General features: G+C 44.2%; 22 protein-coding genes and 2 pseudogenes. 17 read left to right on the forward strand and 7 right to left on the reverse strand.

Going from position 1 to position 26,492, the window contains the following annotated elements; translation table 11 throughout:
• Positions 1-56 precede the first annotated feature (56 nt).
• Positions 57-413: a TonB-dependent receptor plug domain-containing protein gene (locus Q0144_RS05125; RefSeq protein WP_298062318.1), complete on the forward strand. Its 357-nt coding sequence runs from the start codon at positions 57-59 to the stop codon at positions 411-413.
• 42 nt (positions 414-455) lie between these two features.
• Positions 456-3,047, forward strand: a pseudogene (locus Q0144_RS05130) (TonB-dependent hemoglobin/transferrin/lactoferrin family receptor); the annotation flags it as partial.
• A gap of 566 nt (positions 3,048-3,613) precedes the next feature.
• On the opposite strand, the gene ppa reads toward Q0144_RS05130, so the two are convergent.
• The 4 genes from ppa to aspS form a co-directional block, all read right to left on the reverse strand.
• On the reverse strand, positions 3,614-4,132 hold the full coding sequence (gene ppa, locus Q0144_RS05135) for an inorganic diphosphatase (protein ID WP_298062320.1): 519 nt from the start codon (positions 4,130-4,132) through the stop codon (positions 3,614-3,616).
• A gap of 9 nt (positions 4,133-4,141) precedes the next feature.
• Complete coding sequence (locus Q0144_RS05140; RefSeq protein WP_298062322.1) at positions 4,142-4,498, reverse strand: NirD/YgiW/YdeI family stress tolerance protein; 357 nt, start codon at positions 4,496-4,498, stop codon at positions 4,142-4,144.
• A gap of 216 nt (positions 4,499-4,714) precedes the next feature.
• Entirely contained in the window at positions 4,715-5,296 is a 582-nt protein-coding gene (locus tag Q0144_RS05145) for an adenylate kinase (protein ID WP_298062324.1), read from the reverse strand.
• A complete protein-coding gene (gene aspS, locus Q0144_RS05150) occupies positions 5,293-7,047 on the reverse strand; it encodes an aspartate--tRNA ligase (RefSeq protein WP_298062326.1) in 1,755 nt (584 codons plus the stop codon). The genes Q0144_RS05145 and aspS overlap by 4 nt, the downstream gene beginning before the upstream one ends.
• A gap of 83 nt (positions 7,048-7,130) precedes the next feature.
• On the opposite strand from aspS, the gene Q0144_RS05155 reads away from it, so the two are divergent.
• The 6 genes and pseudogenes from Q0144_RS05155 (at position 7,131) to Q0144_RS05180 (ending at position 12,683) form a co-directional block, all read left to right on the forward strand.
• Positions 7,131-8,006 carry an NAD(+) kinase gene (locus Q0144_RS05155; protein ID WP_298062328.1) on the forward strand — a complete coding sequence of 292 codons (876 nt, stop codon included), beginning with the start codon at positions 7,131-7,133 and terminating at the stop codon, positions 8,004-8,006.
• Positions 8,000-9,523, forward strand: coding sequence for an AAA family ATPase (locus Q0144_RS05160; protein WP_298062330.1), 1,524 nt, complete (start codon positions 8,000-8,002; stop codon positions 9,521-9,523). Before Q0144_RS05155 ends, Q0144_RS05160 begins: the two co-directional genes overlap by 7 nt.
• A 125-nt stretch (positions 9,524-9,648) precedes the next feature.
• On the forward strand, positions 9,649-10,446 hold the full coding sequence (locus Q0144_RS05165; RefSeq protein ID WP_295151491.1) for a TatD family hydrolase: 798 nt from the start codon (positions 9,649-9,651) through the stop codon (positions 10,444-10,446).
• A complete protein-coding gene (locus tag Q0144_RS05170) occupies positions 10,443-11,441 on the forward strand; it encodes a lytic transglycosylase domain-containing protein (RefSeq protein ID WP_298062332.1) in 999 nt (332 codons plus the stop codon). The genes Q0144_RS05165 and Q0144_RS05170 overlap by 4 nt, the downstream gene beginning before the upstream one ends.
• Positions 11,442-11,454: 13 nt before the next feature.
• Positions 11,455-12,210, forward strand: a complete 756-nt coding sequence (locus tag Q0144_RS05175) for a septal ring lytic transglycosylase RlpA family protein (protein ID WP_291936757.1) — start codon at positions 11,455-11,457, stop codon at positions 12,208-12,210.
• Between the two features lie 237 nt (positions 12,211-12,447).
• Positions 12,448-12,683: pseudogene (locus tag Q0144_RS05180) on the forward strand (hypothetical protein).
• A gap of 74 nt (positions 12,684-12,757) precedes the next feature.
• On the opposite strand, the gene Q0144_RS05185 reads toward Q0144_RS05180, so the two are convergent.
• From Q0144_RS05185 to Q0144_RS05195, 3 genes are all read right to left on the reverse strand, one after another.
• Positions 12,758-13,243 carry a hypothetical protein gene (locus Q0144_RS05185; RefSeq protein WP_298062335.1) on the reverse strand — a complete coding sequence of 162 codons (486 nt, stop codon included), beginning with the start codon at positions 13,241-13,243 and terminating at the stop codon, positions 12,758-12,760.
• Between the two features lie 33 nt (positions 13,244-13,276).
• On the reverse strand, positions 13,277-13,903 hold the full coding sequence (locus Q0144_RS05190) for a hypothetical protein (protein WP_298062337.1): 627 nt from the start codon (positions 13,901-13,903) through the stop codon (positions 13,277-13,279).
• A gap of 249 nt (positions 13,904-14,152) precedes the next feature.
• On the reverse strand, positions 14,153-14,986 hold the full coding sequence (locus Q0144_RS05195; protein WP_298062339.1) for a YihY family inner membrane protein: 834 nt from the start codon (positions 14,984-14,986) through the stop codon (positions 14,153-14,155).
• Between the two features lie 226 nt (positions 14,987-15,212).
• Here Q0144_RS05195 and Q0144_RS05200 point away from each other — a divergent pair, with 226 nt between their 5' ends.
• The 9 genes from Q0144_RS05200 to Q0144_RS05240 all read left to right on the forward strand — a co-directional run bounded on the left by Q0144_RS05200 (position 15,213) and on the right by Q0144_RS05240 (position 26,487).
• Complete coding sequence (locus tag Q0144_RS05200) at positions 15,213-17,462, forward strand: TonB-dependent receptor (RefSeq protein WP_298062391.1); 2,250 nt, start codon at positions 15,213-15,215, stop codon at positions 17,460-17,462.
• 292 nt (positions 17,463-17,754) lie between these two features.
• Entirely contained in the window at positions 17,755-19,173 is a 1,419-nt protein-coding gene (locus Q0144_RS05205; protein ID WP_298062341.1) for a TrkA C-terminal domain-containing protein, read from the forward strand.
• 43 nt (positions 19,174-19,216) lie between these two features.
• On the forward strand, positions 19,217-20,248 hold the full coding sequence (gene aroB, locus Q0144_RS05210) for a 3-dehydroquinate synthase (RefSeq protein ID WP_298062343.1): 1,032 nt from the start codon (positions 19,217-19,219) through the stop codon (positions 20,246-20,248).
• Positions 20,245-21,954, forward strand: coding sequence for a mechanosensitive ion channel family protein (locus Q0144_RS05215; RefSeq protein WP_298062345.1), 1,710 nt, complete (start codon positions 20,245-20,247; stop codon positions 21,952-21,954). Before aroB ends, Q0144_RS05215 begins: the two co-directional genes overlap by 4 nt.
• Entirely contained in the window at positions 21,951-23,183 is a 1,233-nt protein-coding gene (gene mtaB / locus Q0144_RS05220) for a tRNA (N(6)-L-threonylcarbamoyladenosine(37)-C(2))-methylthiotransferase MtaB (RefSeq protein ID WP_298062347.1), read from the forward strand. Before Q0144_RS05215 ends, mtaB begins: the two co-directional genes overlap by 4 nt.
• A complete protein-coding gene (locus Q0144_RS05225; RefSeq protein ID WP_298062349.1) occupies positions 23,152-24,939 on the forward strand; it encodes an AAA family ATPase in 1,788 nt (595 codons plus the stop codon). The genes mtaB and Q0144_RS05225 overlap by 32 nt, the downstream gene beginning before the upstream one ends.
• A gap of 29 nt (positions 24,940-24,968) precedes the next feature.
• Positions 24,969-25,496, forward strand: a complete 528-nt coding sequence (mog, locus tag Q0144_RS05230) for a molybdopterin adenylyltransferase (protein ID WP_297894536.1) — start codon at positions 24,969-24,971, stop codon at positions 25,494-25,496.
• 65 nt (positions 25,497-25,561) lie between these two features.
• Positions 25,562-25,879 (forward strand): HMA2 domain-containing protein, encoded by a 318-nt coding sequence (locus tag Q0144_RS05235; RefSeq protein ID WP_291936786.1) that lies wholly within the window; start codon positions 25,562-25,564, stop codon positions 25,877-25,879.
• Positions 25,876-26,487, forward strand: a complete 612-nt coding sequence (locus Q0144_RS05240) for a hypothetical protein (protein WP_298062351.1) — start codon at positions 25,876-25,878, stop codon at positions 26,485-26,487. The genes Q0144_RS05235 and Q0144_RS05240 overlap by 4 nt, the downstream gene beginning before the upstream one ends.
• The last annotated feature ends 5 nt before the right edge of the window (positions 26,488-26,492 follow it).

A 26,492-nucleotide genomic window follows, 5' to 3' on the forward strand; every position in this document is an offset into this window, starting at 1 on the left:
AATATACTGCTTTTTTTAATAACGCCTATGAGAAATAGTATTATAAAAGGATCAAAATGAGCTTATTTAGGTTTTTTATTGCAGCGGGGGGGGCGCTTTGTTTATGCGCGGCTACTTTAGCTGCACAGGATGATAGCGAAGGTGGCTCCCAAAATTTAGGGCAGATCAATGTTACGGGAAACGTAGAAAGCGACCCGCTTACCAAAAAAGTCGGCGAAACTAAAAAGAGCGCCAAGCAACTCGCCAAAGAGCAAGTTAGCGATAGCAGAGATATGGTTCGTCACGAAACCGGCGTTTCAGTTGTCGAAAGCGGAAGATTCGGTGCTAGTGGTTATTCGATCCGCGGAGTAGATGAAAACCGTGTAGATATAAGTATTGATGGACTTCGCCAAGCAGAAACGTTAAGCTCGTAAGGTTTTAAAGATCTATTTGAAGGATATGGAAACTTTAATAACACTAGAAACGGCGTTGAGGTTGAAAACGTAAGACAGGTAGATATCACTAAAGGTGCAGATTCGGTAAAAAGAGGCTCGGGCGCGCTAGGTGGCTCAGTAGCGTTTGAGACAAAGGATGCGAGAGATTATCTAACGGAGAAGGATTGGTATTACGGGTTTAAGCGCGGGTATCAAAGTGCGGATAGACAAAACTGGCAAAGCCACGCAGCTGCAGTTCGGTTTAAATGGTTTGATCTCTTGGCTATTCACACCGATAGAGAAGGACATGAACTAAAAAACTGGGGATATAAAGACTATGACCCAACCGTCATCAGAAAGGTTAGAGAAAAACCTGATCCTTATAGAATTTACAAAAAAAGCACATTGGTAAAATTTGGCTTTCAGCCTACCGATACTGATAGATTTAGCCTAGGATACGATAAATCCAATATAAAATCGGAAGGAATAGATTGGTCAAATCAATTTGCTCTTTACAATACGCAAACTCCTTGGGGAGCATTGACTAACGATATACGACATACCAACGATAGGAGCGAAAGAAAAAACTATTCGTTCACTTACGAAAATTTCGACGAAACGCCTTTGTGGGATAGCTTAAAATTTAGCTATAACAAGCAACATATTAAGTTAAAAGCAAGAACAGATGAGTATTGCGAGGGTGATAATTGCGCGGGAAATTCAAATCCATCCGGTCTTCATATAAATGAAGACGGAAAAATGGTAGATAAATATGGAGGGGAAGTAAAGACATGGCTAAAGTGGGGATTTATGCCTACGTTAGTAGATAGCCAGTTTGATTTTTCGGATCCGGATAATCCAAAAAACGAATCCCATATATTAGATATGAATGCATATAGCAGTTATAAACCTAATGATGATGCCTATATCAATTGTGATGAATATGATTGCTCTAAAGGTATGACTCTTTTTGATACAAATAGTGGTACATATAAAACATATTCAATAAATAAAGTAACTACGCCTTATAGTAAAGGCAATTACGGCAAATTATCACCGGTTGGTTCGGATGAGATACTTTTACCTAGCCAAAACGGATACGTAGAAAATAACTGGAAGGATAGAGATTTAAACACCAATACTAAGCAGTTTAATCTTGATCTTACAAAAGACTTTCATATAAAAAGCACAGAACACTCTTTAAGTTATGGAGGGCTTTATAGTAAAAGCGATAAAAGTATGGTAAATAGGGCGGGTTATTCTCCTCAAAATAAACAATGGTGGGCTAAATACTTTGCAGGAGTTAGAAATACTAATCCTAAGTTTCCCATATTAGGCACTTGGTATCCAGATAAATGCCAATCATATACCAATACCTCTGCCTATAATAACGCTTGCGGTCACGAGGATGATCCTTTTAGCTTCCTTATTCCGGTTGAAACCAAAACCGGAGCGCTTTATGTGGGAGATGACTTTCGTATAAACGATGTTTTAGCCTTTGATCTTAATTATAGGTATGATAAGGTTAAACACAATCCATCATATACCCCAGGCGTTACGCCAAAAATTCCAACTGATCTATTTATCGGAATGTTTGTTCCTTATACTCCACTTCCCGGTACGCCGTCTAGTGATGAGATAAAGGCGCATAAGAATGCAAATGCAGAAGCCAACGCCGTATATTTAGCTTCTCAGAAGAGAAAATATTCGGCAAATTCATATTCTTTAGCTACAAGCATCGATCCACTTGATTTTTTCAGACTTCAACTTAAATATGCAAACGGATTTAGGGCGCCTACTTCGGACGAAATTTACTTCACTTTCCAGCACCCTGATTTTTCGATATATCCGAATTTGGATTTGAAAAAAGAAACGGCAAAGACTAAAGAGATTGCCTTTACGCTTCATAATTCTCCAAGCTTCGTTACATTGAATTTATTCCAAACGGATTATAGGAATTTTATAGATTTACAGTATAAGGGGGAATTCCAGCTTCCTTATGGAAACGGTGGAAGTACAATGCCTGCCTCTGTGTATCAAAACGTAAATCGTCCGAAAGCGAGGGTTAGAGGAATAGAGATCGAATCGAAGCTATTTTTGGATCAAATTTGGCAGCCTCTACAGGGCTTTCATATAGGATATAAGCTAAGTATTCAAAAAGGCAGAATGGATATAGGTCACGGCAAAACCGATACGCCGATGAATGCGATCCAGCCGCGAACGGCGGTTTATAGCGTAGGCTATCAAAGCCCGGGCGATAAATACGGCGCGGATCTGTTCGTAACTGCGGTAGCTGCGAAAAAGGCGAGAGATACCTACAATATGTATTGGTACGAGCAGTATCTAGGCGGCAAAATCGTAAACGGCAAACCCGTAAGAAATAGCGAGGTGGAATGGAGGAGCGGCGGATATACGACGCTCGATTTCGTAACCTACGCCAAGCCGATCAAATATCTGACGCTTCGAGCGGGCGTTTATAATATAACCGATCGCAAATATATCACTTGGGAAAGTGCCAGATCAATAAGGCCTTTTGGAACTAGCAATCTGATAGATCAAGAAACAGGACTTGGCATCAACCGCTTTTACTCGCCGGGTAGGAACTATAAACTCACATGGGAGTTTCAGTTTTAAAAATTTAACCAGGTGTTTGATGTCTTATTAAAACGAAAGCTTTTGGAATCAAAATTTATAGATTTATTAGTAAATTTAAAAAGGATGGCTATAGTAAATCATTTGGTATCATTTAGATTTCCGAATTTTATGTGGCGTGTAAATTTCAAATTTTACGTGACGCGGCAACCCAAAAGATTCTGTCTGTGATGATGTCAGCTTTATAATTTTGCAATGACGTTTGCGGTCTCTTTCAAAATCAAGATAGAGAATTTTAATTTTAACTGCGGTCTATATGAAGCCTTTAGCTCGCGAAATTTCTCTACCGTTAACTTGTAGAGCTCCGATCTCCGTCGCGCCATTTCGCGCAATGTAGTTTTAAAAAATTTTATTTAAATAATCCAGACTACTTAGCCGCCGAAAAACGAGTGATAAAAACCAAGCGCAGGCTTCAGGTAAAATTTGCGCGGAATTTAAAAATATTTTAAAATTTGAAAATTTATAGAATTGAAATTTAAAGATAAATTTTGACCGAACTGATCGGTCAAAATTTGATTAAATTTTAGCGCCGAGCGCGCAAAAAGGGATTATTTATAAGCCTTAATCGCTTTGTCTAGGATTTTCTCCGCTTCCGCGGCGCCTGCGAAATCCTTCACTTTGACCCATTTATTCGGCTCTAAAAGCTTGTAGGTTTCGAAGAAATTTTTGATCTTATCCAGCGTCGCTTTAGGCAGATCGGAGACCCCTTTGATGCCTTCATATCGCGGATCGATCTTGCTAACCGGCACGGCAAGCAGCTTCTCGTCTATTCCGCTTTCGTCCTCCATCATCAAAACGCCGATTAAGCGGCACGGGATCACACTACCGGCGGCAAGCGGGTATTCGTTTAGCACCAAAATATCCGCAGGATCGCCGTCATCTGCCAAGGTATTGGGCACGAAGCCGTAATTTGCGGGGTAAAACATCGCGCCGTAGAGCACGCGATCTACGCATAGCGCGCCGCTTGCTTTGTCGATCTCGTATTTGATGTTAGAGCCGTAAGGGATCTCGATTACCGCGTTGATTTTATCGGGGTTTGAGCCCACTTTTATCTTTGAAAGATCCATAGTTTTCCTTTATTTAGAATTTAAAATTTTAATATTTTTTACGTCTATCGTCGTTTTAGTAAAATCTTTGTCGATCTCGCCGCTAATTCGCACGAGCGTATTTTCATCCACGCTCACGCCGCGCCAAACGTCATCATCGATCTCAACCTCGATGCTATCGCCGTTTTGATCCACAAATCTATAATGCTCGTGTCTGAGTTGAGATTTTATCCTGCCGTCGATCGTGACAAAAGAATCATCTCTTAATTTAAGCGCTTCTTTGACGCTTGACGGTTGAGTTTGCGCCGCGGAGCCGCTTGGCACAAACCCGCCCGCGCCGAATGCAGCCGCACATAAAGCCATGCTAAGTAAAAATTTTCTAACCATATCTATCCTTAAATTTTAATCTCTGTATCCGCAAACAGATCTGAAATTTCATTAAATTTAAAAGCCGCTCATATTTAACGCTCGCATTAAATTTGCGGCGCGAGCTTTTAAATTTACGCTTAAAATTTGGCTATTTAGCGCGACGGCAAGCTATAAATTTAAAGGCGCACTCGTACTAAAAAGCGCGTCTTAAATTTAAGCCGCCATCCAAGCGCGCTAGCCTAATTTTTCGATCTGCGCAGCGATTATAGCGTTTATGTCCGCTACGATCTCCTCGACTGTGCGCTCGCCGTTTACGCTGTAAAATACGCCCGCGTCGCCGTAAAATTTACGGATATCCTCGATCGGCTCTGAAAATACCGCCATGCGGTTTTTAAAGACCTCCTCGTTATCGTCTGCTCCGCGAGCGCGTCCTAAAACACGCTCCTTGGCGATTTCCTCGCTAACGCACACTTCGATGACTGCGCTAAGATTTACATCATCGTCGCCTCGCAGCACCTCGTCTAGCTTATTCATCTGCTCGACACTCCTTGGATAGCCGTCGATGATGATGAAGTCTTTAGGCGAGCTTTTAATCGCGCTAACGATAGCATTTACGACGATATCAAGCGGCACGAGATTGCCTTTAGAAATGAAGCCATCTATCTGCCTGCCCAGAGCGCTGCCGCTTGCTACCTCGGCGCGTAGCAGATCGCCCGTGGAGTAGTGCTCGATGCTTTGATTCATCTGAGCGATCATACTCGCATCGGTCGTTTTGCCGCTGCCAGGAGCGCCGATGATTAAAAAAAGGCTTTTCATTTTTGCTCCTTCTTATGAAGCCTAAGACCTAGCTCGCGAAGCTGCTCGTCTGTAACGACGCTAGGGGCTTTGGTGAGCGGACACTGCGCGCGCTGCGTTTTAGGAAACGCGATAACCTCGCGAATACTGCTTGAGCCGGTAACCAGCATCATCAGCCTGTCAAAGCCGATCGCGATACCTCCGTGCGGAGGCGCGCCGAAGCTTAGCGCATCGAGCAGGAAGCCAAATTTCTCCCTCTGCTCCGCAGGCTCGATCTTAAGCAGCCTAAAGACCTTTTCTTGAATGTCCGCCTTATGGATCCTGATACTGCCGCCGCCAAGTTCGATGCCGTTTAGCACGACGTCGTAGGCAATCGAGGTAATATCCTCCAAATCTGGCTCGTCGGGATTGTTCGGCATCGTGAAAGGATGGTGCATCGCAGAGTAGCTGCCGTCGTCGTTTTGCTCAAACATAGGGAAATTTACGACCCACAAAAACTCAAGCCTGTTCGGATCTATGAGACCGAGCTCGTTTGCAAGGAAAATTCTAAATCTGCCCATATAATCAAGCACGATTTTCTTTTTACCCGCGCCGAAAAATACGACGTCGCCGACCTTTAGCTCGCAGCGCTTGATGAGCTCGTCCAGCTCGCTTTTTTCAAAGAATTTTACCAGCGGCCCCTTTAGACCGTCCTCTTTTACTTGAATGAACGCAAGTCCCTGCGCGCCGAATTTTTTCACGTATTCTTCAAAACCCTGCATCTGGCGCTTGCTAAATTTCAGATCGCCGCCCTCGACTTTGAGCGCTTTTACGCGGTTGGCTTTGCGGTCTTTGGCTAAATTTGAAAAAATTTCATTGCTCGATTTTTCAAAAATATCGGCTACGTCGATGAAAGGCATATCGTAGCGCAGATCGGGTTTATCGCTGCCGTAAAGCTCCATCGCGTCCTTATACTCCATATGTCTAAAAGGGGTAACGATCTCGCGGCCGCAGGATTTAAAAATATCCTTTAAAACCTCCTCGGCTACGCTCATTACGTCGTACTGGGTATTAAAGCTCATCTCGATATCGATCTGCGTAAATTCCGGCTGGCGGTCGGCGCGCAGGTCCTCATCGCGAAAGCAGCGCGCGATCTGGAAGTATTTATCAAAGCCCGAGCACATCAAAAGCTGCTTGAAAAGCTGCGGACTTTGCGGAAGCGCGTAGAAGCTACCCGGATATACGCGGCTAGGCACCAGATAATCCCTAGCGCCCTCAGGCGTCGCGCGCGTTAAGATCGGCGTTTCGACCTCCACAAAGCCTAGCCTATCAAGAGCATTTCGCGCGGCGATCGCAGCCTTGGAGCGCATCTTAAATTTATCGAAGCTTCCCTCGGCGCGTAGATCCAAAAAGCGGTATTTCAGCTTCGTTTCTTCATTGACGCTTTTATCGCCGATTACGAAAGGAAGCGGCTTGCTCGGATTTTCGATCTCTAAGCTTTCTACTACGACTTCGATGTCGCCGGTTTTTAAATTTGGATTTTCCAGCCCTTCGCCGCGAGCTCGGATCTTGCCGACGGCTTTTAGGACGAATTCGTTTCGCACGGTATTTGCTACCTCGTATGCCGAGTGGCTATCTTTGGGATCACAGACTAGCTGTAAAAGCCCGCTTCGGTCGCGCAAATCTATAAAAATCACGCCGCCGTGGTCGCGGTAAGAATTTACCCAGCCGCACACGGTTACACTTTTGCCGATATCGTTTTTACTCAAATCGGCGCAATAATGACTTCGCAAATTTACTCCTTTAAAATTATTTGTAAAACGCAAGTATAGTTAAATTTTGCTTTTACAAAGCTAATTTTTTATAAAATAAAACTATGGAAAACAAAATTCATAAAAACCTTAAATTCGCGGGGCTAATAGCCAAAAAATCAGAAGAGATTAGCCCCGTCGTGGAGCAAATTTGCGAAATTTTAAAAGCGCAAGGCATCGAGCCTTTGATGCAGCAGGATAGCGCCGAATTTTTCGGTTTTAAGCCGTATATGCTTGCAGAAATTTTAAAAAAGACCAATTTTTTAATCAGCCTCGGCGGCGACGGCACGCTCATCGGGCTTGCGAGGCTGCTGAGCGATAAAAACGCCTTTATTTTGGGCATCAACGCAGGCACTCTCGGGTTTTTAACGGACGTGCAGCCTAGCGAATTCGCAAAATTTTTAAAGGAATTTTTGCGCGGCGAATACGAGATCGAGCGCCCGTTTTTACTCGAAGTGATACTGGAAAACGGCAGCGGTAAAATCGTCCGCAAGACGGCATTTAACGACGTCGTAATCACCCGCAGCCACATATCCTCGATGGCGAAGATCGATGCGTTTTTAAATAGAAAATATTTCAACACCTACTACGGCGACGGCGTGATCGTAAGCTCCGCCGTAGGCTCGACCGCGTATAATATGAGCGCGAACGGATCTATCGTCTATCCGCTGTGCGACGTGTTTTGCGTCACGCCAATCTGCTCGCATAGCCTGACGCAGCGGCCTTTGATCCTTCCAAAAGAGTATCTCGTAAGTTTCAAAAACGCCGGAAGCTCCGAAGTTAGCGTCGTCATCGACGGACAAGACGTTTTTGATATGGCGGAATTTCACAGCGTAAGCGCTAAAATTTCACACGCCAAGGTAAATTTAATAAAACGCAGAAGCTACGATTATTTCGACGTTTTAAAAGCCAAACTCAGATGGGGGCACGGCGGATGCTAGAAAGAATTTATATTAAAAATAATCTGGGTTTTTGCGAGAGCGAGCTTAGTTTTGGCCCAGGACTTAGCGTATTTACAGGTATCAGCGGCGCGGGTAAATCGGTATTAATAGGCGCGATTTTAGCGGTGTTCGGTCTTAACGAATGCGAGGCTGAGCTCATAGAAGCGGACGTAGAGCATCAATTTGATATGGAAAATTTCGGCTTGATAAACGATACGCCAAATATTTTTCGCGTCCTAAAAGAGCGTAACTTGCGATACTTTATAAATTCCCAATCGGTCTCGAAAAAAAATCTAAGCACGATCGCCGGCGAATACGTGAAATTTTTAGGCGCGAAAAACGCCGGCGAAATGAGTAGCGACAGCTTGCTAAAACTACTTGATTTTATCGCCGCGAAAAAAGATGCGGTGCACGCGCAAAGCCTATCGGAGCTTCAAAGCGCCTTTGCGGAATTTATCCGTACAAAAAAGCAGCTGGATGAAATTTTAGATCAAGAGCGCAAGATTGAGGAGTTAAAGGAATTTGCTCGCTTCGAGATTGAAAAAATCGAGCGCGTATCGCCTAAGATCGGCGAATATGAGAAGCTTTTGCAGATCAAAAAAAAGCTTAGCAAAAAAGATAAGATCGAGGAGCTTTGGGCTAGGGCACAGGGCGTTTTTGAGCTGGAACGCAGCGTCATCGAAGCGCTAAGCCTCAGTGGACTGGATAGCGCGTTTTTTGAGGATGCGATGAACGAGCTGCGGCTAAAGCAAGAAAGTTTAAATTTAGATGAGCTCGAAAACATCGACATAGAGAAAATTTTAGATCGTATCGAGGCTCTTAGTGCGCTAAATAGGCGCTACGGAAGCGTAGAAGAGGCTTTAGCTACGCTTGAAGCGCGCAAGAAAGAGCTTGAGCATTACGAGCAATTAAGCTTTGAAAAAACCAAGCTACAGGCGGAATTTAAACGCCTTAGTGAAAGCACCGCTACCCTTGCTGAAAAAATCAGCGAGGCCCGCAAAGGCGCAAAAAAACGGCTCGAGGATCTGATAAATTCCTATCTAAAGCAGCTTTATATGGACGGAGTGGAGCTTAGTTTTAAACCCGCGGTTCTTAGTGAGCGCGGCACGGACGAAATTTGCGTCAGCTTGTGCAAGACGGAATTTAAAAATTTAAGCTCAGGCGAGACGAACCGCCTACGCCTTGCTTTCATCGCGGCAAGCTTGGAGCTTACAAATAACGGCGAGGGAATTTTAATCTTAGACGAGATTGATTCAAATTTAAGCGGAAAAGAGGCGATGAGTATCGCAAACGTGCTGGTAAAAATTTCAAAATTTTATCAAATTTTTGCGATCTCTCACCAGCCGCAGCTTAGCTCAAAGGCTGCGTCACACTTTTTAGTAAGCAAAACGAACGGCAAATCTAGCGTGAGATTATTAAGCGAAAATGAGAAAATAACAGAGCTAGCTCGTATGATAAGCGGCGAGACGATTACTGCAGAAGCCCTGGAATTCGCTAAAAAGCTAAGGCAAAGCTGAAGAAATTTTAAGCTTAAGTTTAAATCTGAAATTTTTCGCTACAATACCGCGTTTAATTTAAATTTAAGTGTGATTTTGCAAAACGACGTAAAATCCGCTTCGAAAAATTTTATCAAGTGAGTTTTATGATTATAGATACACATTGCCATTTAGACGATGCTAGTTTCGACGCTGATTTGGACGCGGTGATTGAGCGCGCCACGATTGCAGGCGTGCGCAGCATCATCATTCCCGGTGCCGATGTAGCAGACCTAGATAAGGCATGTAAAATTTCGCATGCACGGGATAATGTGTATTTTGCCGTAGGGGTGCATCCATACGAGATAGATTCTTTCGATATGGAGGTGCTGAAGCGGTATGCTGACGATCCCAAATGCGTGGGCGTTGGCGAATGCGGTCTTGATTACTTCAGACTTAAGCAGCAAGAGAGCAAGGAAACCAAAGCCTTAGAAATCTCCCGCCAAAAAGACGCCTTCATCTCACAAATCGATCTAGCAACACAACTTCAAAAACCACTTATAGTCCATATCCGAGAAGCAAACGAAGATAGCTTCGGAATTCTAAAAGATCGTGCCGGCGATTTATGCGGCGGTGTTTTGCACTGCTTCAATGCCAGCAAGCTTTTGCTAGGTCTTAGCGAATACGGATTTTACTTCGGTATCGGCGGAGTTTTGACATTCAAAAATGCAAAAAACTTAGCTGAGATCTTACCGCAAATTCCGCAAGAGCGCCTTTTAATCGAGACGGATGCACCATATCTAACCCCGCATCCGCATCGCGGCGAGCGCAATGAGCCTGCATTTACGAGACTCGTGGTAGAAAAAGTCGCGGAAATTTTAAGCCTAAGCGTAGAAGAGGTCGAAGCAATAACGACTCAAAACGCCTGTAGGCTTTTTGGCGATAAAATCAAAGGAGAGATATGAAAGCCATAAAATTTATACTGCTAGCCCTACTTTTAGTGGGCGAAGCGTTTGCGAGCCAGCCCGGTCTGATGCGCGCAAATCACGACTATATTTTAAATCAATTCGGCATCGAAAATAACGAATCGAGCAAAAACGTAGTCGCGGGCATATTCCGTGCGATCAATGCAAGCGATCGCAAGCAGTTTAAGCATATCGTGACTTCGCAGTCGCACAATGCCTACTTAGTCAAATCCGAGGTCGATAACATCGAAGCTCCGGAATTCTTATTGTATTTGGCAATGGTAGAATCTCATCTTAAAAACACCGTAACTTCGGGCGCTAGCGCAGGTGGTATGTGGCAGCTGATGCCGGCAACTGCGAAAAATTTCGGTCTTAGAGTAGATAGCGCCGTAGATGAGCGTCGCGATCCCGCAGCCTCTACGGATGCTGCGTTTTCGTATATTTTGCATCTGAAGCAAAATTTTGGCAAGTGGTATTTAGCGCTAATGGCGTATAATTGTGGCGATCAAAAGCTTAAAAATGCGATTGCAGCTACTGGCAGCGATGATCTGGATCGCTTGCTAAAAAGTCCCGCACTTCCTAATGAGACTAAGAATTTTATCAAGCGCATTATTAAATACGCTTACATTGCTCAAAATGAAAATATGCGTAAAATTCTGCTTTTTGAAAGCGAGCCGTGGGGGCTAAAGCGTATCGCAGTAGCTCCGGGCACAAAGCTAAGCGCGGTTGCAAAACAGATCGGAATTTCGCCGTCACAAATGCAGGATTACAACGCGCATATTAAAAACGGAATTTCGCCGCTTAACGGCAAGTACTTTTTTTATATCCCACAAAGCAAATATGCAGAATTTGTCGTAAATCAAGGCGCGTTTCAAGCGTATGAACCACGTCTGAAACAGTGCAAGCCAGGACGCGTGTTAGCAGGTTTGGCGAACGAGCTTAGCCTCAAAGACAAAAACGAAATAGCGCTAAATAATATAAAATTCAACAAATAAGATCGGATCGCAGGTGTCGTACCAGAAAATCGCTCTTTTTAGTGCGCTTTTTGCGCTGATTCTTGCCGGTTGCTCGTTTCGCACCGCACCGTCGTCTAGATCGTCTGCGGGCGGTGCGGGCAAGATCGGCAAAAACTCTCCTGCCACCATGCGCCCTTATAAAATCAACGGCAAAACCTACTATCCAGAGCAAGTAAGCGTCGGTGACACTCAAATCGGCATCGCCAGCTGGTATGGGCCGAATTTTCATGGTAAATACACCTCAAACGGCGAAATTTACGATATGAATGGCATGACCGCCGCGCACAAAACCTATCCAATGAATACTATGGTAAAGGTCACGAATCGCGACACCGGCGCTACTGCAACCGTGCGCATCAACGATCGCGGCCCATTCGTGGATGGTCGCATCATCGATCTTAGCAAAACAGCTGCCAATTTAGTAGGCGTATTTGCCAAAGGTACGGCGCCTGTAAAGCTCGAAGTAGTGGGTTTTTATGGGCGCACTATTGCTAAAGGCTCGCCGAAAGCAACCATCGTCGGCGGAAATTTTATGGTGCAAATCGGTGCGTTTAGAAACAGAAGTGGCGCACAAATTTATCAGCGCGATTACCACGGCACAGCGGGATATCCTGCGATCATCAAAGAATTTAGCATAGATGGCGCGCCGATTTATCGCGTCTTTTTAAGTGGATTTAAGAGTGAGGATGAGGCGAGAGATTTCGCGCATAATGGCAAGTTTACTGGAGCTTTCATCGTAAGGGAGTAGCAGTTTTATTTGACGGCTTTTACTTTCGTTTTTTTGCTTGATAAGGGCTTTGTTAAATTTATTTGTGAGCTACTTGCAGTAAAATTTCCCGTCATCTAATAGTTATCTGCTTTAGCTGCGGCGAAGTGCGAACTACTTGCAAGCTATTCGTAGCAAAAAGTGCGCCTGCCCGCTTGAGCTTTGTTTTTTAATAGGACGCCGCAGCTGATAAAATTTTATATTGCTAGGGGATAAAGCATGCAAAAATATCCGGAAGTTTATAGTTTAGAAAAGAGTTTGGCTATACTTGACAAATATAAAGACGAGCTGAGCGTAGAACAATACGAGCAAAACGATCTATCATCTGCAACCACGCGATAGAGGGTATGTTTGCAAACGAGCAAGATATAATCGATCTTATCAAGGTCGATAAGGGAGAAAAAACGCCCGATGAGATAATAAACGAATATAAAAAAGAGTGGGGCGTTTTATAGCGCAGTAGAAAATATTAAATTTGGATGGCGAAATATCAGAGGTATTTTGACGCAGCTCATCGTCTGCTTGAATTTTAATCGTGCAGAAAAGTTACAACTTCATGCTCTTTTGGTAAATTCTCTCTACCTCTAATACCGCGATTACCATATTCCGTTAGAGCTTCCTTTAAAATTTTATAAAGCTCGTCCAATGGAATTCCGTCAATACTAGAATTTATATTTTCTAGCTTATATTTGATAAAAAATGGATTATCGACTAGCATTTTACTTGTGGTTTCGTCATAAATTCGCCTTATATCAAGCTCGATATTTTTATCTTTATAATGAAGCAACCAAATATCTTCACCCTTGTAGCCATCTCGCGGATCCGGCATAGATGCCAAACATACATGAATAAGCCAAGCATCTCTTTGCCTATCGATAACCCAATTCATCCAATCGGTATCATTATCCTGGATTGGGTATGTGTAATTGTGTTTCATCAGTAGCTCGTTCATATTGCTTAAAATATCATATTGCTTCAAGTCCTCTTTCGAAATATATTCTGCTACAAACGCCATCTAGCCCTCCTTGAGAAATTCTATAATTTAAATTTAATCACTCGTATACAGACCGAACAAAGACGAGAGCTCAAATTTAACGTCTTTGTCGCTCAACAATTTATTATTCGGCACTGCAATAATGCCCGATTTAAACCTATACAATATATACTTTTTAAATTTAAATCCGTTGAGCGCCAAGAAAATGAAATGATGTAGCATGGTGATTAAAAAGAATATTGGACTTACCAAATACCTAACCATTCTCTTTCTCCTATTTTTTATATCTTTGATCCATATATTCACGTCTTGCTCATTGTATGGTATCAACGCCCAAGTTACCGATACTAGATCATCTTTTTGCATAATTTCGGTCTTAAATTTCATATGTTCGTCTATATGGTCGAATGAAATTTTATCATCATAAAATTTTGTAAAAAACTTATTACAAAATTCTTGATAGGCTATTTTTATCTCCCAAAAAATACTAAATAAAATTCCGAAAATCCCTAGCGTTAATGACGCCCTTCTCATCATCTCTTTATGCTGATCCAGCTCCGGCGTTAAATTTAGCAAGACAAAAGACAAGAATATAAGCACGCCCATGATTTTATTTGATATAGTAAGCCTAAAAAAGTAGTCGTTTTCTATGATTATCGGCTCTTTGTCGAAGTCTTTCATAATATCCCCCTGTTTTAAAATCGCGCATAATTTTATCTTAACGGCGCTTTGCGAGGGATTAAAATTCCAGCCTTGCCGCACCTCATTAAATTTTTAAAATTATATTTCTTATGCATATGCCGATTATTCAAAGACAAACTTCCCGCCCGTTTTCGATAGAATTTTAAAATTTCGATTTAAATTTCTAGCCCATGCAGAAAATGCGCTTTAATCCAAAAAGCATAGAAAAACGCAGCCTTGCACAGAAATTCAGGCACTTTGGCGCTCGTCGCCTCTTTTAAATTTAGCGTCCAAAAATACGCAGAATTTCACGCCGTATAGGTAGAAAATCCAGCTTATGTAGATCCACAGAAAGAAAAATAGCGCGACCGAAAACGAGCCGTAGATGCTAAGATAGGTTTTGTTATAAAAGACGTATTGCGCAAAAACCAGTCTTGAAAGCCACCATAAAATCGATGCTACGAGCGATGAGGCAAGCACCGCTTTTGCGCGGATCTCTCGGTTGATCGCCGTAGCATAAGTAATCGCAAAGATCCCCCAAACGATTAAGTAGGGTAGAATTTTAAGCAAATTTATCCAGCTCGTAAACTCGGTTTTATTTAGTAGCTCCTGGAGCTCGCCGCTGATATAAAACGACGCTCCAAGCCCCACAGGAGCGAGCGTCATCAGCGTCCAGTAGGTGCTTAGGCTCTTAAAAAAGCTTCGCTCGGGCGAATGCGAAATGCGCGCAATTATCGCTTCAAAGTCCCCGAAAAACAGCACCGACGTAACTAACACTGCGCAAAAGCCGGTTACGCCAAGGCTTAGCCCGTTTGCCATAAATTCCTCGATATAGTGTGCCATGCTCGCTTGATTTGCAGGCAGGAAGTTTGAAAAGATAAAGCCCATAATCTTATCGTAGTAGCCTTTGAAGCTTGGTAGCTGCATAAAGACGCTAAGCGAGACCATCAGCACCGGCAGTAGCGCCAAAATCGTGTGAAAGCTAAGACTTGATGCATGGTGCATGAGCTCGGTATCGTAGAGGCGGAAGAAATTTTTGAGTCGGTTTTGCACTTGCATAAGCGCGGGTATTAGTTTTTTCATACGGGTGATTTTACATTAAAATTTTAGAATTTCATATAAATTTGCGCAATTTTTCTTTTGTATCGCGGTATATCGTCTATGAAATTTAAAGCTAAAAAATGCGACTACAAATATATAAATTTATATCTCGAATTTAGTCTAAATTTAGGAAAATTTTTCTAATATGCCGAAAAATAATATTAAATACATCCATAACGAAAGGAAAATAATGGAACGAAGGAAAACGATGAAATTTAAAATTTCATTAGCGGCATGTATGTGCCTACTATGCAGCAGTTTGGCTGCAGCGCAAAGTGGCGGTAATTCTGCGCCTGAAAAGTCGCAGAATATGGGCGTAATCGAGGTAAATTCCGTCGGCGATAATATCAGCGAGAGCGGTATCGACGAGGGCTTTTTGAGCAAAAACGTGCAACAAGGCCTGCTTGCGGGCAAGCGCGCACTTGATCTTCCCTATCAGATCAACACGATCAGTAAGGAGATCATAAATCACCAAGGCGTCACCGGCTACGAGGAGGCGGTCAAATACTTCCCCTCCGCGCAGATTCAGATGCGCGGCGGCGCTACGGTCGGACGCCCGCAGACACGCGGCTTTGAAGGCAGCGTCGTAGGCAACAGCTTCTGGGACGGCTTTTATACGGTTTCGACGACGGCGATTCCGATGGCGATGTTTGAGAGCTTTCAGGTGCAAAACGGCGTCGCAGGCTCGCTCTACGGCGCACAAAACCCGGTTGGCATTTTCAGCTACACGCGCAAGCGCCCGGTAAAAGATCAATACATAATTTGGAGCGATTATATGTCGCGAAGCAACCTAGGTCTTGGTCTTGATCTATCCGATAAATTTGAAAAATTCGGCTACCGCGCGGTATTTTACGGATCAAACGGCGACAGACAGCCAAAGGGTTCAAATTTACAGCGCCGCTTAGCCAGCGTCACGATGGAATTTTATCCGACGGGCGATCTAACGTTTGAAACCGCAGCGAGCTATTACGAGCACAATACCAAGGGCTTTGCAGGGCAGTTTGCTCTGGGCGTGCGAGACGGCAAGATCGTAGACGGCATGGAGCTTCCAAAGGCGGTGGATTCCTCAAAACGCGGTCTTGGGCAGAGCTTTGGAGGAATGCATCTAAAAACCACTACCGCAAGCGCGAAATTTAAATACTCACCGACGGATAGGCTATATTTCGAGGGCGGCTTTCAGTTTCAGCGTGCCGATCGTGATACTCACGGCGTCGTAAACTACATCTTGCCTAGCACGCATCCGCAATATACGAAGCCGGGTGATTATTATACTCAACACAGCGGCGGTGCTACGGCGGCATATAGATTTGACCTACCGAGCGGCTATCTCAAGGCAAACACGCAGTTTAATACGGGCGATATTGAGCATGATCTTAGCGTACAGACCAACGGATACCACTGGACGCAGGATAGATATAAAAACGCGAGCACCAACTACACCTCGCCTACCATCGGCAATATCTACGATCCTAAAATTCTAAATTACACCGGTGCTAAGCGCGGAAGCGGGCTATATCACTACGCTGTTTTGGATATGTATAACGTCTCGGTGCTAGATGATATCACGATAAACGATAAATTTGACGTGATGTTGAGCGCATCTAAGGCGTGGATGAGGCAGGAATCCTACAATACCCGCCAACAAAGACTTGTTAAAGCCTACAGCGATTCGGGCTATAGTTGGGCGGGCAGCTTGATCTTTCATCCGATAGAGGATGCCAGCATCTATTACACCTACGCAGATAGCTTACAGCAGGGCTCTACCTATGTTTATAAGAGTGGCCCGCATAACGGCGAGGTCGCCTCTACATCTCCGTATCGCTCCAAGCAGCACGAGATCGGCGCTAAAATTCGCGTAGCCGATATGATCGATTTTAGCGTAGCGTATTTCGATATCCGCAGACCTATCGCGTATCTAAATAGCTCTACGGGGATTTATGGCATAAACGGCGAGCAGCGCAACCGCGGATTTGAGTTTATGAGCGGCGGACGAATTACGCAAAATTTAAGCGTGCTGGGCGGCTTTACCTACATCGATCCAAAGATGCATAACGTAAGCATCGCGGGTGCTAACCGCAAGGTCGCAAACGGCATCCCTAAGCTCAACGCAAATTTGATGTTTGATTACGTGATCCCGGGCACCGATAAGCTTGCGATCAGTACGAATTTCCACTACACCGGCAAGATGTATCTAGACGATCTAAATACCCAGCACACGCCTAGCTTTTTCGTTACCGATCTTGGTATCAGATATACGAGCGAGCATCTTTTGGGCGATAAGACCACGCTGCGCTTCAACGTAAATAACGTATTTAATAAAAAATACTGGGCGGGAATGTATCCTGCGAGTGCTGACGGTGCGGGCGGACTTAACGTAACTAGCGTACTAGGCTCGGCAAACGGCGTAACGCTGGGCGAGAGCAGAAGCTTTATGCTCTCTGCGGAGGTGAAATTTTAAAATCTAGCGGGTTTAAAATTTCTACTTCGGCGGCGCGAATGGTTATAGCGCCGCTTTTAAATTTATGAAATTTTATCGCCCTAAGCGGCGAGATTAAATTTAACGAGGCTTGGTTTTAATTCATTTTAAAATTTAAGCCTCGCTTTTGGAATTTTAAACCTTGATTTTAAAATTTCGATCTTAAAATTTTAAGTCGCCGCGCCTCAGCTTGCCTGCAAAAATTTATCCGCGCGCGGTTTAAAATTTAGCCGTTTTTGGTTATAATCTTTGCAAAACCACGAAACGGAGAGCAATGAAACAAGTTTTAATCATCGCAAGCGGAAAGTTTGCGCGCCATTTTTTATCCAAAGTTTGTAAAATCAAAGATGTCATCAGATCATATCGCGTCATAGCTAAAAATACGGATGCTGTGCCCGCAGAGCTTGAAAACGAGTCAAATTTTTCGGTCGAAATTTTTGATCCTACTAGCATTGAGCGGTTGCGCGTGGTGCTAGCAGAAGAGGAATTTGACCGCTGCATAGTGATAATGGAGGATGAATTTGACACTAAAGTAACGCTTGAAAATTTAAAGACGCTCGCTCCGGATTTAGAGCTTTATGTGGCCGATTTTTGGGGACTTTTGCGCGAAAATAAAAATGAAGCTCACGTAAAAATCGTAAATACCCTCGCGCTAAATTCCTCGCGCTTCATCGGTTTTTTGCCTGATAGTCCCGTTTTTGCTGATAATATCGGGCTTGGACGCGGAGAGATAATGGAGGTAAAAGTGCCCGTAGGAAGCTCGTTTGCGTATAAAAAAATCAGCACGCTTTCTAATGCCAAATATCAAATTCCGATGATCTACCGCCACAATAATTACATCGTAACGACGCCCGGCTCGCGAATATATCCGAATGATACGATCTTAGTCGTTGGTGAGCCTAGCGCGCTGCGAGCGGTATTTGCTGAAGTAAAAAAGCAAAGCGGGCAATTTCCATCGCCGTTTGGGCTAAATATTTTCGCGCTAATCGATATGAAAAAAATGAGCGGCGACGAGATAGCTAGGACGGTTAGGGCGCTTGAGTTTTTGGATTTGCATATTAGAAATCATAAAATTTATCTGCGAATTTTAAATCCTCTGCTAAACGACGCTTTTGGCGAGCTTAAAGCTCTGTGTGAGCGGGATAAATTTGAAATTCTCATCGATTACTCGGGCGAGCTAAATTTAAAGCGCGACGTGAGCGAAAATAAAGCGGGTTTGGTAGTTTGCTCAAGCGGAGTTTTCGAGGCGAAAAAAGCAGCACTTAAAGCGCTTGAAATTCCGGTGTTAAGCCTTGGAGAGGGCGAGCTAAAAGATGTGCGTAAAAGCGTCGTGCTAAGTGCCGGCGAGCGGCTTCGCGAAGAATCAAGTATCGTCTTTGACATCAGCTCGCAGCTAGGGCTAGACGTGTATTTGTATCTTTTCGGCGAGAGCGAAAAGGGCGAGTTTGCGCAAAGCTACGTGAGCTTATCGAAGCTTTTTAAGCAGAGTTTATTCGTGATTTCTTGCGAGCGACAAAATCCGATTTTAGCGTTAGGCAGCGAGCGAGATCTGCTGCAGTTCGTGCCATTTAATGATAGAATTTTGGCGCGCAAGCTCACATCTATTTTCAATCAGGATTTGGATCAGATGTATTTTAAACTCGGCAAAAATCATCAAATTTTCGTTCCGAGCGATTACGGGTATGAAAAGTAATCGAAATTTATGTTACAATTACCCAAAAATCAAAGGCTAGCGTATGAAAATCGATCTTAATTTATGTAAAAAATACAGCGTTTTTATCGACGAATTGCATAGTTTAAAACTTAGCGGCAAGGTCGCTATCGTGACAAATCCCAAAGTAGGCGGGCTGTGGCTTGATTTCTTACTGCAGCGGCTAGATTGCGAGCAAAAATTTATCATCACGATCCCAGACGGCGAAGAGTATAAAAATACCGCGAGCGTAGAGCAAATCTTAGAGCAGCTTTTTAGCTCCAAGCTTGATCGCAAAAGCACGCTCATCGCTCTTGGCGGTGGTGTCATTAGCGATATAACGGGCTTTTGCGCGAGCATTTATGAGCGCGGCATCGATTTTATCAATATTCCGACGACCCTGCTAGCGCAAGTAGATGCGAGCGTCGGTGGTAAGACGGGCGTAAATAATCGCTTCGGCAAAAATTTAATCGGCTCGTTTTATCAGCCGCGCGCGGTTTATTGCGAGAGCAAATTTTTATCGACGCTTCCTGCGCGAGAGTTTGCCGCAGGCGTCGCAGAGGCGGTAAAGATGGCGGTATGCTTTGATGTCGAACTATTTAAATTTTTCGAGACGCACGATCTAAAAAGCGCCGATGAAATTTCGCACGTAATCGCTCGCTGTGTGGAGATTAAAGCGGGCGTCGTAGAGCGTGATGAGCGCGAAAGCGGCGTGCGCGCGGTGTTAAACTACGGACACACCTTCGCTCACGCTATCGAAAAAATTACTGATTATAAAAAATTTTTGCACGGCGAGGCTGTGGCGATCGGCATGGTGATGGCAAATACGCTAGCGCGTCGCCTAGGTAAACTAAGCGGCGAACAGGAGGAACAGATCCGTAAAGTGCTTCAAAAATTCGCACTTCCAATAAAATTTCACGTAGAGGATGCAGCGGAATTTTACGAGCTGTTTTTCCTCGATAAAAAAAGCGAAAACGGCAAGATAAAATTTATCCTGCCCGACGGCATCGGTAAATTCTACACTTCCAAAGAGATCGCAAAAGATGAAGTAATCGCAACGCTGAAAGAGTTTGAATGAGAGCGCTTGCAGCTATTTTTTTGATTTTTAATCTTGTATTTTGCGAGGCAAATTCTACGCTCTCCGCCGCGCATACGCGCTTAGAATCCAATGCTAGCTCCGCCGCTAGTGAGAAGAAAGATGAAAATTCCAAGCTATCCGCGTCGCTAAAAGATCAGATCCGTGTTATTGACGATGAGATTAAAAATAATATCTGGATCTCTCGCTTTTCAAATTTCATCGGCTATCAAAATTTACAAAAGCAATCCGGCCAGCTCGAAGCGGAGCTAAAAAAGAGCGCCGGCACCGATAAGATCGCGGAGATTCAGAAAAAACTTCGCGCCGTAAAAGAGCAGTTAATTCTGCTAAAAGAGTATGAAAAATCCCCGTTTTTAGATATCATAGCGATGCCTGAAACTCCCGAGCCTGCGCGCATTACAAATCCTTTTTCGATAATTTCCGGTTTTTCTACGATTAGAAATTTGCAAGCTCAAAAGATGGAGCAGAAAAATGCTATCGAAAATATCAAAGCTTTAATCGATAAACTTGAAGCAAAAAGGGCGCTATATGAGCGTTTGATGCAGATCGATGCGGACGCAAGCGCTGTGGCGGAGCTTAAAAGCTTAGATTACGAGCTCGGAGAGTTCAGCTCCGCATATGAGATCGCACAGACTACATACGACGTTTACGAAAAGAAGATCAACTCGCAAATCGCCGTGCAGACCGCCGATATAAAAGCTCAAATCAAGCGCGCGGGAAATATCGCCGTATGGATACTCGTAGTCATCGCGCTGTCGTTTTTATGCAAGGTAGTGGCGAAAAAATATATCAAAAACGACGAGAATTTTTATATCGTAAATAAAGCTATCAACGTTTTAAATTTCACGCTGATTGCGCTGATACTGCTCTTTTCTTACATCGAGAATATGACGCATTTCGTGACGGTTCTTGGCTTTGCCTCGGCAGGTCTTGCGATTGCGATGAAAGATATGTTTATGAGCTCCTTAGGCTGGCTTACGATCGTGCTTGGCGGCAGCTTTCGCGTGGGCGATCGCATCAGGGTGCATAAAAACGGCGAGACCTACGTAGGCGATATCATCGATATTTCGGTGCTTAGGATGACGATTTTTGAGGACGTTACTATGACTACATGGAGAGAAAATAAACGCGCAGGTAGGGTAATTTTCATACCGAATAATTATATTTTTACCGATCTTATCTCAAACTACACCCATAGCGGGCTTAAGACCGTCTGGGACGGCATCAGCATACTTTTAACCTTTGATAGCAACCATAAAAAGGCGATGTATCTTATAAAAAACATCGTGCGGAAGTATTCCAAAGGCTACACCGACATCGCCAAAAAGCAGATGGGCAAGCTGCGCTCGCAATACAGCATCAAAAATCCAAATGTCGAGCCTAGAATTTTTAGCTTTTTTGAGCCATACGGCATTGAAATTTCGGTTTGGTATATGACGAACTCTTACGCGACGCTCGGGCTTCGTAGCAACATCTCGGCTGAAATTTTAGACGCCCTAAGAAGCGAGCCCGACATCAAGATCGCCTATCCTGCATACACGCTTTTTAACGGCAAAAATTATGCGGCTGCGGGCGGAAATTTCATGGCGCAAGATCTCGGTTCCGAGCAGCAAGGCTCACAAAATTTAAACGCAGCGGCACAGGGCGCCGGCTTTGCCACAGGAAGCGGATCCGGGAGCGAAATTTGAAAATTTATTTTAAAACGTTTGGATGCCGCACAAATATCTACGACACGCAGCTTATCAAAAGCAACCTCAAATCGGGCGAGATCACGCACGACGAGCAGGGCGCGGACGTCGTCGTGATAAACTCCTGCACCGTTACGAACGGCGCCGACGCAGACGTGCGAAATTACGTAAATAAGATGAACCGCCTCGGTAAAAAGATATTGCTAACCGGCTGCGGCGCGGTTTCGCGCGGTGAGGAGCTGTATAAAAACGGCGCGGTCTTCGGGGTGTTTGGGATGTCGCAAAAGGAAAAAATCGACGAGTTTTTGGGCTCGGAGTCGAAATTTTACGATATCGGCGATCTAAGTAGTGTCGAAAAAAGCTTAGTAAGCGACTACGAGGATCACACCAAAGCCTTTATTAAAATTCAAGAGGGGTGCGATTTTAACTGTAGCTACTGCATAATCCCCTCGGTACGCGGCCGCTCGCGAAGCAGCTCTGAAGACGCGATCTTAAAAGAGGCGGAAAGCCTTGCCGCAAACTGCTTTAGCGAGATCGTGCTAACCGGCACCAACATCGGCAGCTACGGCAAAGCCGCAGGTACGAGCCTGGGCGCGCTGCTTCAAAAGCTGGGCGCGATCCGCGGAATTCGCCGCATTCGCCTAGGCAGCATCGAGCCCTCGCAGATCGATGAGAGCTTTCGCGAAATTTTATCCGAGCCGTGGCTGGAGCGGCATCTGCACATCGCGCTTCAGCACACTTCGCAAAAGATGCTTAGCATAATGCGCCGCCGAAATTCCGCGCTAAGGGATTTGGAGCTTTTTTGCGAGCTTGCAGAGCGCGGATTTGCGCTGGGGACGGACTTTATCGTCGCGCATCCGGGCGAGAGCGAAGAGCTTTGGCTCGAAGCGGTGGAAAATTTCAAAAAATTTCCGCTCACGCATCTGCATGCCTTTATCTTTTCGCCGCGGCAAGGAACCGCTTCGGCGTCGCTAAAAGGCCGCATAGACGGCAAAACGGCAAAGGCGCGGCTAAAGATGCTGCAAAACATAACGGCGCTGAATAATTATAAATTTCGTCTTTCGCACAAGGTGCCCTTAAATGTGCTGATCGAGCGGAAAAACGGAGAGTTTTATGAAGGATATGATCAATTTTATGATAAAATTTGGATCAAAAGCGATGAGGATTTGTCGAAAAAATGGATGGAGATAAGAGATTATGAGGTTAAATTTGATGGAAATTTTGCATAAAATCAAAAAAAGCAAGCTAAATATAATTCTGATTTTTTTAGTGCTGCTTATCGTTTTGCTCTCGATCGTTTATTTTAAAGACGATTCGCGATACATCACCGAGCGCGAATTTAGCGAGCTAGTCCGCGCGGATCAGATCAAACGCGCGCATATCGAGGACGGCAATTTAAATTTTACCTACGACGGCAAACGCTATAAAATTTTAGTCGATCTCGTAGATCTTAAGGAGCTATCAAATCACGCTCTAATCAGCAAAGAAAAGGATGATGGCACGAGCGGTATCAGCGCGATTTCGGTAATTTTTACGTTCGCATTTTTTCTCTTCGTATATTATTTTGAAACCGTTTTGGCGCGTCGCCGCAGGCTGGACGGCGTAGGCGCTGCGCGTCAAGGCGGCGGCGCAAACGCGGAGCTCGGCGATCTTTCGCCAAGCGTTAGTGACGTGAGATTTAGCGACGTCGCGGGCATCAGCGAGGTTAAGGACGAGCTCATAGAGATCGTGGATTTTTTAAAAAATCCCGCAAAATACCGAAATTTCGGCATCAAGCTGCCGAAAGGAATTTTAATGATCGGCGAGCCGGGCGTCGGTAAAACGCTAATTGCAAAAGCCGTAGCCGGCGAGGCGGACGTGCCGTTTTTTTACCAAAGCGGCGCAAGTTTCGCCGAGGTCTTTGTGGGCGTCGGCGCTAGGCGGGTCCGCGAGCTGTTTGCGAAAGCCAAATCCTGCGCGCCCGCGATAATTTTTATCGACGAGATCGATGCAGTCGGCGGCAAGCGCGGCATCGGACGCAACGACGAGCGGGAAGCGACGCTAAATCAGCTGCTGACCGAGATGGACGGATTTGAGGAAAACAGCGGCGTGATGGTAATCGGCGCGACTAACAAAATAAATTTGATCGACGATGCGTTATTGCGCTCGGGGCGCTTCGATAGGCGCGTTTTTATCGGGCTTCCGAACTACAAAGACCGCATCGAAATTTTAAAAATTTATTTAGAGGGCAAAAGATGCAGCGCAAATATCAACAAAGTAAGCCGCCTTTGCGTGGGCTTTAGTGGCGCGGGAGTAGCGACGCTGGTAAATGAAGCCGCGATCAACGCTCTTAAGCGCGGCAGCGATACGATCGAGCTTAGCGATTTTGAAAACGTGCGAATGAGGGTCTTTTACGGCGTGCAAAAAAGTAGAATTCTAACCGAATACGAAAAGGAGATCCAGGCGTTCTATCAGGGCGCAAAGGCGCTTAGCGCGTATTGGTATTCGTTTGATTTCGAAAAGATCGAGCTTTTAAACGATAAATTTTTAAACGAGGATTTCGAGATCGAATCCAAAACGCAAATTTTAAATCAAATCAAAGTGCTTTTAAGCGGTATGGCGGCGCTACAGATCCATAAAAACGACGCCTTTTCAAATTCCGCTAGCGACGTAAAGCAGGCTATCGCGCTGGCGCAAAAGATGGTTTTCGAGCTCGCGATGGGCGATAGCTTCACCCCTAGCGCGCAGAGCGTGAATAAAATTTTGCAAGATTGCTACGACGAGGTAAGCGAGATAATCCGCACGATGCAGGATAAGCTAAATCAAATTTCAAAGCAAATTTTCGTCTATGAGTTCATAACTTTCGAGGATGTTCAAAAAATCTGCGAATCTGATGGTGTGGAGCAAGAAGGCGTCTCCGCGCAAGAGCAAAATTTGCAAAAGCTGGAAAAAGATATGGAAAGCTCTGAAGAAAAGCCGCAAGACGGCACGCTAAATTTCGATTAAATTTTAAAATTCCAATAAAGGAGAGGAAAATGGTAAAAATAGGTGTTTTAACAATAAGTGATCGCGCTAGCGGTGGCGTTTACGAGGATTTAGGAGGCAAAGAGATAATTGCCGTGATGGATGATTGGCTAACTTGCGAGAAAGAGTATTTTTATGAAATTGTCCCCGATGAGCTGGAGCTGATCAAAGATAAGCTGATTTATCTTTGCGACGAAGCGGGTTGTGATTTAGTGCTAACTACGGGCGGTACGGGTCCTGCTCCGCGCGATGTAACGCCTGAAGCGACCGAAGCGGTAAGTGAGAAATTAATGCCAGGCTTTGGCGAACTAATGCGCGCAGAAAGCCAAAAGATCGTGCCTACGGCAATTTTATCGCGTCAGATAGCAGCGATCCGCAAAAAATCTCTGATTATAAACTTACCGGGCAATCCAAAAGCGATTAAAGAGTGCCTTCTACCAGTGTTTCCTGCCGTGCCGTATTGTATTGATCTAATGGGAGGAAATTACATAACAGCGGATGAAAATAAGATAAAAATATTCCGTCCTAAACGCAAATAATTCGCAAAATTTAGCAGGAATTAAATGATTTATGATATTATTTAGGTGCAAATTTAAGGAAAAATATGAAAATAAATCACAACGATATTTTGGAATTTCATAAATATTTTAGCAAAATCAGCCACAGCAAAGGTCGTATTCGTATCCGCGTAAGTCCTAAAATTAGAGAGTTGCGAGATAGCGTGAGCGAAGAGAGCCTAAAGGCTAAAATAGCTGCAATTCGCGGGATAAAAGAGTATAAATTTAACTCTCTAATCGGCTCGCTGACGATTCATTATGATGAAAGCGTTTTTCCGATGCACCTTTGGGAGCAGTTTTTAAGCGGCATCAGTTCGCCGGAGCTAGTAGCGCTTGTAAATTCCAATATAGAGGCGATTTCTTGAGCGAAGAAGCATTGCGTAGCACCAAAAAATCGCGTAGAATTTCTGATAAATCTCGGAATTTAAATGAGGCGCAAATTGCAGATATTGCTCTTTTGCTCGAAAAAGAGGCACAAATTTTTCAGTTTTATTCGCTGGGCGCAGTTAAATTTCAAGATAAAAAGCTAGGAGAAATTCTATCTTTACGAGCTGGATTACTTGAGCGGATGCTAGATTTTGCAAATTCTTGCGGGCTTGGCGCCACACCTCCTGAAAATAGCAGTGAGGCACTGGCTGCAAAAGGTCTAAATGAGTTTTTGGCTTCGGCACTTTTGATAGAAAAAAGCTCTATGATGTTTTATGACGATCTAATTAATTCGTTCAAGAACGCGCAATTTAAAGAGCTGCTGTATAAGGCGCAGGCGGTTTCGTATAATGAAATTTTGCCGATTTTAAAAGAATTAAATTCTAAATACGAGGCTGATTTAAATTCTTTGAATTTCACTGATTTATTAAACGAAATTTTTAAAAATCCACAGGAATTAGAGCGGATATTTCAAAAATACGATTTGCAAAATATCTTAAATAGCGCATTTTCTAATTTAATTAAAGGAATTTTGCAGAAAAATTAAATTAG

The organism is uncultured Campylobacter sp., from assembly GCF_938045345.1.
Classification (GTDB): domain Bacteria; phylum Campylobacterota; class Campylobacteria; order Campylobacterales; family Campylobacteraceae; genus Campylobacter_B.